Here is a 13,252-nt window from a genome sequence, read left to right as displayed (position 1 = left end):
TGCCTATGTGGCGTCCCCCTCATCCCGACAGCCGCCTGCGTGCTCAGCGCGCGAAGGTCTCCGCAGCCGGGTTGCTGGATCCGGCGCTGCGGATCGTTCCGTTCACGGGGCGCGACGCCGAGCTCGACGAACTCCACTCCTGGTGCCGGGAACGGGCAAGGGTCCAGGTCCGCTTCGTGACCGGGGCCGGCGGGGTGGGCAAGTCGCGGCTCGCCCTCGAGTTCGCCGCGCGGCTGCGCCGCCGCGGGTGGACGTGCGTGTGGCCGGAACCGGACGACTCCCCGGCCGAGGTCGCCGCCGCGTGCCGCGGCGGGCGCGTCCTCGTCGTGGTCGACGACGCCGCCGCGCACCCCCGGCTGGCCGAGCAGCTCGGCGCGCTCGCGGGCGCGGGAGAGAGCCGGCTGCGCGTCATCCTGCTCGGCCGCACGGGCCGGGAGTGGTGGACGCGGCTGCGGTGGGCCTGCGATCTGTGGGCCGGCCCGGAGATCGTGCCGACGTCGCAGGTGCACCTCGCGCCGCCCCGGGTGCCCGCGCCGGCCATGGTGTCCACGGCCGTGCGGGCCTTCGCCCGGCGTGCCGGGGTGCGGCGGAAGATCGCCGCGGCCGCGCCCGCCGTTCCCGAGGTGCGCGAGGGCCCCGAGCCCGCGCCGGTGCTGGACGTGCACGCCGCGGCCCTGGCAGCGCTCCTGCGTGGTGGCGTCGCCGACGTCTCACGCGGGGTCGGGGCACTGCTCGACGTGGAGCGTGAGCGGTGGTCCGCACCCGACGAGGAGATCGCCGGAGCGATGCTGCGCGGCGAGGAGTTCGGGCCGGCGAGTCACGCCCCGGGCCGGTCCGCCACCCGTCCGCGCCTCATGAGCGGGCCCGGGGGCCTGCCGAACCGGCTCGCCGAGCTGCACGTCGCGCGGACGCTGGCCGCCGATCCCGCCCGGGTCCGGGCCTGCACCGCGGGCCTGGACGCATCGCAGGCGTTCCATCTCGCCGTCTTCGCGCACCGGCTCGACGTCGACGACCCGGGCGTGCCCGAGGCCGCACGTCTCGCCACGGTGCTGCTGGAGCGGGTCGCGGACGCGCTGCCCGACGACGCGGAGGCGCTCGCGCACGTGCTGCGGCTTTTCGGCCGCCGCCCGCTGCCGCGCGACGTGGCGCTGGGCCTGGCGGAGCGGCTCGTCGCCGTCGTCGGCGAGCACCGTGCCGACGGGCGGCCCGCGACACCGGAACGGGCCGACGCCACCGCGACGCTCGCGCGGGCGCTGGGGGCGCCCGAGACGTACGACGAGGTGCCGCCGTCGGCGCAGGGAGCCGTCACCGCGTGGCGGGAGCTGGCGCGGCAGGACCCCGGCCGGTACCGGTCCGCGCTGCTGGGGGCGCGCACCGTGATGGCGGCCGTGCTGTTCGGCAAAGGCCGGTACACCGAGTCGCTCCAGATCTCGGACGAGGTCGCGGCCGCCTGCCGGGCGGCGCCCGCCGAGGAGCGGGTGTGGACGGACCCCGTCCTGGCGACCGCCCTGAACGGCATGGCGGTCGCGTACGACTTCCTCGGCCGTCCCGAACAGGTGGAGGTGTGCCACACGGCGTCCGTCGCGACGCTGCGCCGCCTCGTGGCCCGCGACCCCGCCGCGCACGAGGCGACGCTCGCGCTCGTGCTGGCGAACACCGTGGGACAGGTCGAGCTCGGCCGCGCCGCGGACGTGATCGACGGGCTGCGCGAGTCCGTGGAGATCCGCCGGCGGCTCACGCTGCGTCGACCCGGTGAGCACGAGCAGTACCTCGCCTTCGCGCTGTCGAACCTCAGCGACGCGGCGGCGCAGCTCGACCGGCCGGCCGAGGCGGTCGCCGCCGCGCGGGAGGCGCTCGCGATCCGGCGCCGGTTCGCGGAGCAGGACCCGGTCGGCATGCGCTGGCTGGTCGCGTGGTCGCTGGCGGGGCTCGGGTCGCTGCTGTCCGAGCAGGGCCGCGCGGCCGAGGCGGCCGGGCTGGAGGAGGAGGCCGTCCGGATCCGCCGCGAGCTGGCCCAGGAGACACCGCAGCGGTACCGCGACATGCTGGCGACGTCGTGCTCCAACCTCGCGGTCACCTACGCGCGGCTCGGCAGGTTCGCCGAGGCGCTGCCGCTCGAGGAGGAGGCCGTCGGCATCCGGCGGGAACTGGCGGGCCGCGTGCCCGGCCGGTACGAGGAGGACCTGGCCCGGTCGCTGTCGCGCCTGGGTGTGCGGTTGACGGAGGTCGCGCGGCCGCTCGACGCCGTGGCGCCGGCGACGGAGGCGGTGAGCATGCTGCGCGACCTAGCACGCTCGAAACAGCCGCACCACCAGGACAGCCTCGCCGTGGCGCTCACCAACCTCGCGACCGTGCTGCGCAGCCTGGGCCGCGCCGAGGCGGCCACCGCCGCCGTGCAGGAGGCCTTCGCCCTGCGTGACGAGAGCGTCGAGCTCGTCGCGCGGGAGCGGGGCAGACGCGCGTCGCCGGACCGGGCCGTGGACGTGCTCGTGGACATCGAGGAGGGCGGGGCGCCGACGTCGTCATAGGATCGATTCCCGTGACACGCACACTGACCGTCGGAGTCCTCGCCCTGCAGGGCGATGTCCGGGAGCATGCCGCGGCGCTCGCCACCGTGGGAGCCCGCGCGATCCCCGTACGCCGGACCACCGAGCTGGAGACGGTGGACGGCCTGGTGATCCCGGGCGGGGAGTCCACCACGATCGACAAGCTGCTGCACGTGTTCGGCCTGGCCGAGCCGTTCCGCGCCAGGATCAAGGAGGGCCTGCCCGTGTACGGCTCGTGCGCGGGGATGATCCTGCTCGCGGATCGCATCACCGCGGGCACGGCGGACCAGCGGACGCTCGGCGGCATGGACGTCGTCGTGCGGCGCAACGCGTTCGGGCGACAGGTCGACTCGTTCGAGACGGACCTCGAACTGGCCGGGATCTCCGGCGGACCCGTGCGCACCGCGTTCATCCGCGCGCCGTGGATCGAGGAGGCCGGGGCCGACGTCGAGGTGCTCGCCCGGATCCCCGCCACCGACACCTCGGGCCGTCCGGTGGCGGCCGCCGGTAAGATCGTCGCAGCACGGCAGGGCCCTCTGCTCGCCACCGCCTTCCACCCGGAGATCACGGGGGACGCGCGCGTGCACGGCCTGTTCGCCCGCATCATCGAAGATTCGCGAAGGAGTTAACGGGTACATGTCAGGTCACTCCAAGTGGGCCACGACCAAGCACAAGAAGGCGGCGATCGACGCCAAGCGTGGCAAGCTCTTCGCGAAGCTCATCAAGAACATCGAGGTCGCGGCCCGCACCGGCGGCGGTGACCCCGCCGGCAACCCGACGCTGTTCGATGCCATCCAGAAGGCGAAGAAGTCGTCGGTCCCCAACGACAACATCGATCGCGCGGTCAAGCGCGGCTCCGGCGAGGGCGCCGACGCCGTCGACTACCAGACGATCATGTACGAGGGGTACGGCAACAACGGCATCGCCGTCCTGGTCGAGTGCCTGACCGACAACAAGAACCGCGCCGCCGCCGAGGTCCGCACCGCGTTCAACCGCAACGGCGGCTCGCTCGCCGACCCGGGCTCGGTGTCGTACCTGTTCTCGCGCAAGGGCCTCGTCGTCGTGCCCAAGTCCGACGGCGTGGGCGAGGACGAGGTCATGCTGGCCGCGCTCGACGCGGGTGCCGAGGAGGTCACCGACCTCGGCGAGGTCATCGAGGTCATGACCGAGGCCACGGACCTGGTCCCCGTGCGCAAGGCGATCCAGGACGCCGGGATCGACTACGACTCCGCCGACGTCGTCTGGCACCCGTCGATGCAGGTCGAGGTCGACGTCGAGGGCGCCCGCAAGATCACCCGCCTCATCGACGCCCTCGAGGACAGCGACGACGTGCAGAACGTCTACGCGAACTTCGACGCGAGCGACGAGGTCATGGAAGCCCTCGACGCCGAGGACTGAGCCGCCGGTTCCGCCCGGCGTGACGCCCGGCGTGGGTTCGACCGCCGCGCCCCTGCCCCGTGAGAGGGTGGGGGCGTGCGCGTTCTCGGGGTCGATCCCGGCCTGACCAGGTGTGGTGTCGGAGTCGTCGACTCCCTGCCGGGTCGTCGGGCCCAGCTCGCCGGCGTGGGCGTGATCCGGTCCGACGCCGACCTGTCGGTGGATCTCCGGCTCCTGCGCATCGCCGAGGGGCTCGACGAATGGATCGACGCGCACGTGCCCGACGTCGTCGCCGTGGAACGCGTCTTCGCGCAGCACAACGTCGCGTCGGTGACGGGCACCGCCCAGGTGGCCGGCATCGCAATGCTTGCCGCCGCCCGCCGCGGCATCCCCGTCGCCCTGCACACGCCGAGCGAGGTCAAGGCCGCCGTGACCGGCTCCGGCCGTGCGGACAAGGCGCAGGTCACGAAGATGATCAGCCGCATCCTGCGGCTCGACGACCCCCCGAGACCGGCCGACGCCGCCGACGCGCTCGCGCTCGCGGTCTGCCACCTGTGGCGCCCTGCGGGCGCGCTGCAGGGCGGGGAACGGCACGAGCTGACCCCCGCTCAGCGCGCCTGGGCGGCCGCGGAGACGGCGGCGCGCCGCAAGGGCTGATCCCGTGCTCGGCCCCGCGCGCCCCGTTCCTCCCGTACCCGGTTTCCGCCCGTACCCTGCGCGTCGCCTTCGCCCGCGCCGGCGGTCACGTTAGGATCGCACGGACGTTCGAGGCGGTGGCCTCGGCGGGTTCGATCATCGGAGCCGACGGAAGGGACAGGGCGTGATCGCATCGCTGACGGGAGTCGTGCAGCACGTGACCCTGGACCGCGCCGTGGTCGACGTCGGAGGCGTCGGGTACCTGGTGCACGCCACCCCCGGCACGCTCGCCGGGCTGCGCGTGGGCGAGGAGGCGCGGGTCGCCACCAGCATGGTGGTGCGCGAGGACTCCATGACCCTGTACGGCTTCGCCGACGCCGACGAGCGGGACGCTTTCGAGATCGTCCAGACGGTCAGCGGCGTCGGGCCGCGCCTGGCGCTCGCGATGCTCGCCGTGCACACGCCCGAGGGCCTGCGGCGTGCCGTGGCCGCCGAGGACACCGCGGCACTGACGCGCGTGCCGGGTATCGGCAAGAAGGGCGCGCAGCGCATCCTCCTGGAACTCGGTGACCGGCTCGGCCCGCCGTCCGGTGCGACGGTGATCGCGCCCGACGACGGCCCGGTGGCCGCGGGCGGGTCCGTGCCCGATGCCGGGTCCGCGCAGGTCGTCGAGGCGCTCACCGGACTGGGCTGGCCCGCGAAGGCGGCCGAGGACGCCGTGGCGAAGGTGCTCGCCGAGGCGGGGGCCGACGTCGTCGCGCCGGCGGAGGTCGCCACCACGCTGCGGGCGGCGCTGCGCGTGCTCGGAGGCGCTCGTGGCTGAGGGGTTTGAGGGGTCGATCGGCGGTACGGCGGGATCGCCTGCCGCGGAGGGCGGCGCCACGCGCCTGGTCGGCACCGCGTCCGACGACGTCGAGCGGGCGGCCGAGGCGGCGCTGCGGCCCAAGCGGCTGGAGGAGTTCGTGGGCCAGCCCGTGGTGCGCGAGCAGCTCTCGCTCATGCTGCGGGCCGCCGTGGCGCGGGGGAGCGCGCCGGACCACGTGCTGCTGTCCGGCCCGCCCGGGCTGGGCAAGACGACCCTGGCGATGATCATCGCGGCCGAGATCGGCTCCAACCTCCGCATCACCTCGGGCCCGGCGATCCAGCACGCGGGAGACCTCGCCGCCGTCCTCTCCTCGCTGGAGGAGGGCGAGGTGCTGTTCATCGACGAGATCCACCGCCTCGCCCGTCCGGCCGAGGAACTGCTGTACTCCGCGATGGAGGACTTCCGCGTCGACATCGTCGTCGGCAAGGGCCCGGGCGCGTCGGCGATCCCGCTGGCGCTGCCACCGTTCACGGTGGTCGGCGCCACCACGCGGTCCGGCCTGCTGCCCGCGCCGCTGCGCGACCGGTTCGGCTTCACCGGCCACATGGACTTCTACTCGGCGGCCGAGCTCGAGCAGGTCATCCTGCGTTCGTCGAACCTGCTCGGGACCGACGTCGGGCACGACGCCGCGGCGGAGATCGCCGGGCGCTCCCGCGGCACCCCCCGCGTCGCGAACCGCCTGCTGCGCCGGGTGCGCGACTGGGCCCAGGTGCGCGGCGACGGCACGCTCGACCTGCACGCCGCGCAGGCGGCGCTGCGGGTGTACGAGGTCGACGCGATCGGGCTGGACCGGCTCGACCGGTCGGTGCTCACCGCGCTGTGCACGCGGTTCGGCGGCGGTCCGGTCGGGCTCACCACGCTCGCGGCGACCGTGGGCGAGGAGTCGGACACGGTCGAGACCGTCGCGGAGCCCTACCTGGTGCGCGAGGGCCTCATCGCCCGCACCCCCCGGGGCCGCGTGGCCACGCTCGCGGCCTGGGAGCACCTCGGACTGACGCCCCCGCAGGACTCGGGAGCCCCGACCCGGCCGGGCGGCGAGGCGCTGTCCACAGGGGCGACGACGGACACCCTCTTCGACGCATAGACTGGGCCGGCACCCCATACTCCCGAACTCGACTGGACCATCGTGGACATCACCTTCCTCATTCTCATCATCGCGCTCGCGGCGATGCTCTTCTTCACCACGAGCCGAAGCCGCAAGCAGCAGCGCGCCGCCGCCCAGTTCCGCGAGAGCCTGCAGCCCGGGGTCGAGGTCATGACCCAGTCCGGCATGGTCGGCGTCGTCGTGGCCGTCGACACGGACCGGCAGATCGTGCGCATCGAGTCGTCGGACGGCCACGTGACCGACTGGGTCATGCCCGCGGTCAAGGAGGTCCCGGCGCAGTTCGCGACACCGGTCCCGGAGGACCCGGACGACACGGACGAGTCCGAGGTCACCGAGCAGGAAGGTTCGGGCAGTACCATCGGGCCCGACGTGATCGACGTCCCGGACGACATCTCCGGTCTGGACTCCGCCCAGCGTGAGTACCGTGACCAGCAGGCGCGCAAGGACGACGACACCGACGGCAAGTGACGACCGCGTCGCCGGGGGCGTGAGCCCGCGGCGACGTCGAACCCGTGCCGCCCCGGCGGCGCGCAACCGAGAAGAGACGACAAGTTGGCGACTGACAACCGGCGCTCACGGCCGGTCCGGACGATCGTCCTGATGACGATCTTCACGATGCTGCTGCCCCTCGCGGTGCTCGTGGCCGGATCGCAGCTCGACGCGCGCTCTGAAGAGAATCCCGACGGGGCGAGCTTCGCTCCGGCCCTCGCCCTCGACCTGCAGGGCGGCACCCAGATCGTGCTCCAGGCCGTCACGACCGACGGTTCGGAGATCACGCCCGAGGCCATGGAAGAGGCCGTCGGTGTGATCCGCCAGCGCGTGGACGCGAACGGCGTCACGGAGGCGGAGATCGCGGTCCAGGGCCAGGAGCAGATCATCGTCGAGATCCCCGGCAAGGTGGACGACGAGACGATCGCGCTGATCTCCAAGGCCGCGCAGATGAAGTTCCGGCCGGTGCTGACGGTGGGGTCTCCGGTCGCGACGGCCGGCCAGGACGCGGAAGGGGAGTCCGGCGACGACGCCGACTCCGGGAACGCGGACTCCGGGAACAACGGCGACTCCGAGAACGCGGACCCCGGCAACGAGAACGGCGAGAACGGGAACGGCGAGAACTCGGGGACCGAGGGCGAGGACGGCAATGCGGCCTCCTCGGACGAGGAACTGCTGCAGCAGATCGCGGACGAGCAGGCGGAGCTGGACCCGACCGACCCGAGCGACCTGGCCCAGATCACCCCCGCCGTCCAGGAACTCGCCGACCGGACGGACTGCACCGACCCGGCGAACCTCCAGGGCGGGGGCGGCGACGACCCGGACCTGCCGCTGGTCACCTGCGACCAGACGGGGGTCGCCAAGTACATCCTCGGGCCCGTCGAGGTCGCCGGCACCGAGCTGACGTCCGCCTCGTCCGGTCTGGGGGTCGGCGCGAACGGTGTGCAGACGAACGAGTGGGTCGTGAACCTGACGTTCAACGACGAGGGCACCGCGGCGTTCCGCGAGACCACCGAGCGCCTGCAGGGCCTCGAGTCGCCGCGGAACCAGTTCGCGATCACGCTCGACGGCCTCGTGGTCTCGGCCCCCTCGCTGAGCCCGGGCGTCATCATCACGAACGGCCAGGCGGAGATCTCCGGCACCTTCACGCGTGATTCGGCCGCCACCCTGGCGAACCAGCTCAGCTTCGGCTCGCTGCCGCTCACCTTCGAGGTCCAGTCGCAGAACACGGTCTCGGCGACGCTGGGTACGGAGCAGCTGCAGCGCGGCCTGTTCGCCGGGCTCATCGGCCTGATCCTGGTGGTCGTCTACTCGCTGTTCCAGTACCGCACGCTCGGCATGCTGACCGTCGCCTCCCTGGTCGTGGCCGGTGTCATGACCTACGTCGTGATCGCCCTGCTGTCGTGGGGGATGGGCTACCGCCTGTCGCTGCCCGGTGTCGCCGGTCTGATCGTCGCCATCGGCTTCACGGCGGACTCGTTCATCGTGTACTTCGAACGCATCAGGGACGAGCTCCGTGACGGGCGCTCCCTGCGCCTTGCGGTGCAGCGCGGCTGGGTGCGCGCCCGGCGCACGATCTACGCGGCGAAGTCCGTGAACCTGCTCTCGGCGATCATCCTGTACTTCATGACCGTCGGCGGCGTGCGCGGCTTCGCGTTCACGTTGGGTCTGACCACGGTGATCGACATCCTCGTCGTCATCTGGTTCACCCACCCGGTGATGGAGCTCCTCGCGAAGGTGCCGTTCTTCCGCGACGGACACAAGTGGTCCGGCCTGTCGCCGGACCGGCTGCGCATCTCCTCCGGTCCGCGCTACAAGGGCGCGGGACGGGTCGAGTGGGAGCCCGCCACCCCGCAGGCGCCGTCGGACGACCTCGAGGGGGCGCGCGAGGAGGCCGAGCGGACTCCGGCCTACGCGGGCGCGCAGGCGCAGAGCCTCCCGACCGGCGCCGGCGCGGCCGTGCCCGGCGGGGCGCCCGACGGCCGCAGGATGACGATCGCCGAGCGGCGCGCCGCGGAGCGCAAGGCCGCCGCTGAGGCCGCGAAGAACGAGGAGCAGCTCTGATGGCGTTCAACTTCGCCCAGTGGGGCAACGACCTGTACACGGGCCAGCGGTCCTACCCGATCATGCAGAAGCGCCGGATCTGGTTCTCGATCGTCGCGCTGTTCTCGGCGGTGTCGATCGCGATCATCGCGATGCAGGGGCTCAACCTCGGCATCGACTTCCGCGGGGGCTCGGAGTTCACCGTTTCCGGTGTGACCAGCACCGACGAGGACACGGCGATCGACGCGGTGCACTCGGTGGCACCCAACCAGGAAGTTCTGGTCTCCCAGGTCGGCGACGGCGCGGTGCGCGTGCAGACCGCGGAGCTCACCGACGACGCCGAGCTCAACGGCGTCCGGGACGCCCTCGCCGAGGCCTACGGTGTCCCGGCCGGTGAGGTGACCTCCGGCTTCATCGGGCCCACCTGGGGCGAGAGCGTCTCCCAGAAGGCGCTGTACGGCACGCTGGTGTTCGTCGCCGCGGCCGCGGCCTTCATGGCGCTGTACTTCCGGGCGTGGCGGATGGCTCTGGCCGGTATCGTCGCGGTCCTCCTGGACCTGCTCGTCTCGGCGGGCGTGTACGCCGCGGTCGGCTGGGAGGTCACGCCGTCGACCATCATCGGCTTCCTGACGATCCTCGGCTTCTCGCTCTACGACAAGGTCGTGGTGTTCGACAAGGTCCGGGAGAACACCGCCACGGTGCTGGAGCAGACACGCAGCACGTACGCCGAGCGGGCCAACCTCGCGGTGAACCAGACGTTCGTGCGTTCGATCAACACCTCGGTCGTGGCGCTCCTGCCGGTGGCGGGCATCCTCTTCGTCGGCGCGTTCCTGCTGGGTGCCGGCACGCTGAAGGACCTGTCGCTGTCGCTGTTCGTCGGGATCGCGGTGGGCGCCGCGTCGTCGATCTTCCTTGCCCCGCCGCTCGACGTCACGTTCCGGCAGAGCGACGCGAAGATCAAGCAGCACACGGCCAAGGTGCTGGCCGCTCGTCAGGAGCTGATGGGCGAGGGCGCTTCGGATGCGGCCCTCGCCGCAGCCGCCGCCGGCACTGCTCAACTCATCCCCGGGAGCCATCAGGGACAGCAGGCGCAACCCCGTCGGAAGAAGGGGCGCTGACGACGCTCTCGACACGCCGCCCGGCCCCCGATGGACGCTGCTCCCTCGGGGGCCCGGTCGTTTCCCGGGTAGGCTCACCTCCCGTGACCGACGACATCGCCCTCTCCGCCCTCTCCGGCCTCGAGCCGGAGCGCGCGGCGCGCGTGCGCTCCCTGATCCGCGACGTTCCCGACTATCCGGCCGAGGGCATTCTCTTCCGCGACATCACGCCGTTGCTGGCGGACGCGGCGGGGCTGGCCGACGTCCTCGACGGGTTCGCCACGGCGGTGGCGGACCTGGGGGAGATCGACATGGTGGCCGGGATGGAGGCCCGCGGCTTCCTCTTCGGGGCGCCGCTCGCCACGAAACTCGGCGTCGGCTTCCTGCCGTTGCGCAAGGCGGGCAAGCTCCCGCCGCCGGTCGAACGGGTCGACTACGACCTGGAGTACGGTTCGGCGTCGATCGAGTTGCGTGCGGGAACACTTCAGCCGGGTTCCCGCGTTCTTCTGGTAGACGACGTCCTGGCCACCGGCGGCACCGCCGCCGCTGCGGCGGATCTCGTGCGGCGCAGCGGCGGTGTGGTCGCCGGACTGGCCTTCCTCCTCGAACTCGTCGCGCTTCACGGCCGCGAGAGGCTCGGCGGTCACGAGGTGACTACTCTCCTGCAGGTCGGGCCCGCACAGGAATGAGGTGAAGGGCCGGGTCAGGCCGCACGGCCGTTAGACTGAGCCATCCACCGGCGCGAAGGAGGCATGCACATGGCCGAGAACGAAGCCTCGCGGCCCGCGCCCGCCTCAGCGCCGACCCCGGTGCCCGGCCTGCGCCACCGGCTGGCCCGGTTCGGCGCGCGGGCCGGTTCCTCCACGCCCGCCGCCATCGAGCCGCTGCTGCAGGTGATCCGCAGCAACCACCCGCGTTCGGACCTGGCGCTCGTGGAGCGCGCGTACGTGACCGCCGAGAAGGCGCACCGCGGGCAGATGCGCAAGAGCGGTGATCCCTACATCACGCACCCGGTGGCCGTCTCCACGATTCTGGCGGAGCTCGGTTTCGAGGGCACCACGATCGCCGCCGCGCTGCTGCACGACACGGTCGAGGACACGGACTACGCGCTCGACCAGCTCCGCGCCGATTTCGGGGACGACGTCGCGCTGCTCGTGGACGGGGTGACCAAGCTCGACAAGGTGAAGTACGGCGACGCCGCGCAGGCGGAGACCGTGCGCAAGATGGTCGTGGCCATGGCCAAGGACATCCGCGTGCTGGTCATCAAGCTGTCGGACCGCCTGCACAACGCGCGCACCTGGAAGTACGTGCCGCCGCACAAGGCGGAGAAGAAGGCCCGCGAGACCCTCGAGATCTACGCCCCGCTGGCACACCGGCTCGGGATGAACACGATCAAGTGGGAGCTGGAGGATCTGTCCTTCCAGAACTTGTACCCCAAGGTGTACGACGAGATCGTGCACCTGGTCTCCGAGCGCGCCCCGGCCCGCGAGGAGTACCTGAGCGTCGTCAAGGGCCAGATCGAGTCGGACCTGCGCTCGGCGAAGATCAAGGCGTCGGTGATGGGCCGGCCGAAGCACTACTACTCGATCTACCAGAAGATGATCGTGCGCGGCCACGACTTCACGGAGATCTACGACCTGGTGGGCACGCGCATCCTGGTGGACACGGTGCGCGACTGCTACGCGGCGCTCGGCGCCATGCACGCGCGATGGAACCCGGTTCCCGGCCGGTTCAAGGATTACATCGCGATGCCGAAGTTCAACATGTACCAGTCGCTGCACACCACGGTGATCGGCCCGGGCGGCAAGCCCGTCGAGATCCAGATCCGCACCCACGACATGCACCGTCGCGCGGAGTACGGCGTCGCCGCCCACTGGAAGTACAAGGACCGCAACGGCGGCGGCCCGCAGGCCAAGGAGGACACCCACGCCCAGGACATGGCGTGGCTGCGTCAGCTCGTGGACTGGCAGAAGGAGACGGCGGACCCGTCGGAGTTCCTCGACTCGCTGCGCTTCGAGATCGGCGGCGACGAGGTCTACGTCTTCACGCCGAAGGGCGACGTGATGCCGCTCCCGGCGGGCGCCACGCCCGTCGACTTCGCCTACGCCGTGCACACCGAGGTGGGGCACCGGACCATGGGCGCCCGGGTGAACGGCCGCCTCGTCCCGCTGGACTCCACGCTGGAGAACGGCGACGTCGTCGCGATCCTCACCTCGAAGTCCGAGACGGCCGGTCCCAGCCACGACTGGCTGGCATTCGTGAAGTCCCCGCGTGCCCGCAACAAGATCCGCGCGTGGTTCACGAAGGAACGCCGGGAGGAGGCGATCGAGACCGGCAAGGAATCGATCGCGAAGGCGATGCGCAAGCAGGGCCTGCCGATCCAGCGGCTCATGTCGCACGAGACGCTCGTGGGCCTCGCGGACGAGATGCGGTATCCCGACGTGTCGGCCCTCTACGCGGCGGTGGGCGAGGGGCATGTGTCCGCGGCGCACGTCGTGGAGAAGCTGGTCAAGGCCCTGGGCGGGGACGAGGGCGCGACCGAGGACGTCGCTGAGGCGGCCCGGCCCGGCGCGGGGAGCCGCGCGCCGCGGCGGGTGCGCACCGGCGACCCCGGAGTCGTGCTGAAGGGTTCCGACAGCGCGGACGTGTGGGTCAAGCTCGCGAAGTGCTGTACCCCGGTGCCGGGCGACGAGATCATCGGGTTCGTGACCCGGGGCCAGGGCGTGAGCGTGCACCGGGTGGACTGCGTGAACCTGGAAGGGCTGCGCAAGCAGCCCGAACGGCTGGTCGAGGTGGAGTGGACCGCCGGCGCGAACACGATGTTCCTGGTCCAGATCCAGGTGGAGGCGCTGGACAGGTCACGGCTCCTGTCGGACGTGACGCGCGTCCTGTCCGACTACCACGTCAACATCCTCTCCGCCTTCGTCTCCACCTCGAGCGACCGCCTGGCCGTCTCCCGCTTCATCTTCGAGATGGCCGAGCCGGGCCACCTGACCCAGGTCCTGGCGGCGGTCCGCAAGGTCGAGGGCGTCTTCGACGTCCACCGCATCACCGGCACCAAGCCGGTGGAACGCCCTCAGCTGCCCGTCTGACG

11 protein-coding genes are annotated in these 13,252 nt (G+C 72.2%); all 11 read left to right on the top strand.

The annotated features are described in order from the left end of the window. Positions 1-5 precede the first annotated feature (5 nt). On the top strand, positions 6-2,528 hold the full coding sequence (locus tag IIE03_RS13750; protein ID WP_192863331.1) for a tetratricopeptide repeat protein: 2,523 nt from the start codon (positions 6-8) through the stop codon (positions 2,526-2,528). An 11-nt stretch (positions 2,529-2,539) separates the two neighbouring features. Next, positions 2,540-3,175 (top strand): pyridoxal 5'-phosphate synthase glutaminase subunit PdxT, encoded by a 636-nt coding sequence (gene pdxT / locus IIE03_RS13745; RefSeq protein ID WP_192863330.1) that lies wholly within the window; start codon positions 2,540-2,542, stop codon positions 3,173-3,175. Positions 3,176-3,182: 7 nt separating this feature from the next. Beyond that, positions 3,183-3,944 (top strand): YebC/PmpR family DNA-binding transcriptional regulator, encoded by a 762-nt coding sequence (locus IIE03_RS13740; RefSeq protein WP_192863329.1) that lies wholly within the window; start codon positions 3,183-3,185, stop codon positions 3,942-3,944. 75 nt (positions 3,945-4,019) lie between these two features. Next, entirely contained in the window at positions 4,020-4,580 is a 561-nt protein-coding gene (ruvC, locus tag IIE03_RS13735; RefSeq protein ID WP_192863328.1) for a crossover junction endodeoxyribonuclease RuvC, read from the top strand. 163 nt (positions 4,581-4,743) lie between these two features. Next, the gene (ruvA, locus tag IIE03_RS13730) at positions 4,744-5,382 is read left to right on the top strand and encodes a Holliday junction branch migration protein RuvA (RefSeq protein WP_192863327.1); all 639 of its coding nucleotides are present in this window, start codon (positions 4,744-4,746) and stop codon (positions 5,380-5,382) included. Positions 5,383-5,398: 16 nt separating this feature from the next. Beyond that, positions 5,399-6,508, top strand: a complete 1,110-nt coding sequence (ruvB, locus tag IIE03_RS13725; protein WP_192863414.1) for a Holliday junction branch migration DNA helicase RuvB — start codon at positions 5,399-5,401, stop codon at positions 6,506-6,508. A 42-nt stretch (positions 6,509-6,550) separates the two neighbouring features. Further along, on the top strand, positions 6,551-6,997 hold the full coding sequence (gene yajC, locus IIE03_RS13720) for a preprotein translocase subunit YajC (RefSeq protein ID WP_318842973.1): 447 nt from the start codon (positions 6,551-6,553) through the stop codon (positions 6,995-6,997). Between the two features lie 132 nt (positions 6,998-7,129). After that, on the top strand, positions 7,130-9,082 hold the full coding sequence (gene secD / locus IIE03_RS13715; RefSeq protein WP_225997731.1) for a protein translocase subunit SecD: 1,953 nt from the start codon (positions 7,130-7,132) through the stop codon (positions 9,080-9,082). Beyond that, complete coding sequence (secF, locus tag IIE03_RS13710; protein WP_192863326.1) at positions 9,082-10,179, top strand: protein translocase subunit SecF; 1,098 nt, start codon at positions 9,082-9,084, stop codon at positions 10,177-10,179. Before secD ends, secF begins: the two co-directional genes overlap by 1 nt. An 83-nt stretch (positions 10,180-10,262) precedes the next feature. After that, the gene (locus tag IIE03_RS13705; protein ID WP_192863325.1) at positions 10,263-10,847 is read left to right on the top strand and encodes an adenine phosphoribosyltransferase; all 585 of its coding nucleotides are present in this window, start codon (positions 10,263-10,265) and stop codon (positions 10,845-10,847) included. 69 nt (positions 10,848-10,916) lie between these two features. Further along, positions 10,917-13,250, top strand: a complete 2,334-nt coding sequence (locus tag IIE03_RS13700; protein WP_192863324.1) for a RelA/SpoT family protein — start codon at positions 10,917-10,919, stop codon at positions 13,248-13,250. The last annotated feature ends 2 nt before the right edge of the window (positions 13,251-13,252 follow it).

The organism is Myceligenerans pegani (assembly GCF_014892515.1).
GTDB classification, from domain to species: domain Bacteria; phylum Actinomycetota; class Actinomycetes; order Actinomycetales; family Cellulomonadaceae; genus Myceligenerans; species Myceligenerans pegani.
This window is presented reverse-complemented; position numbering and strand designations above follow the sequence as displayed.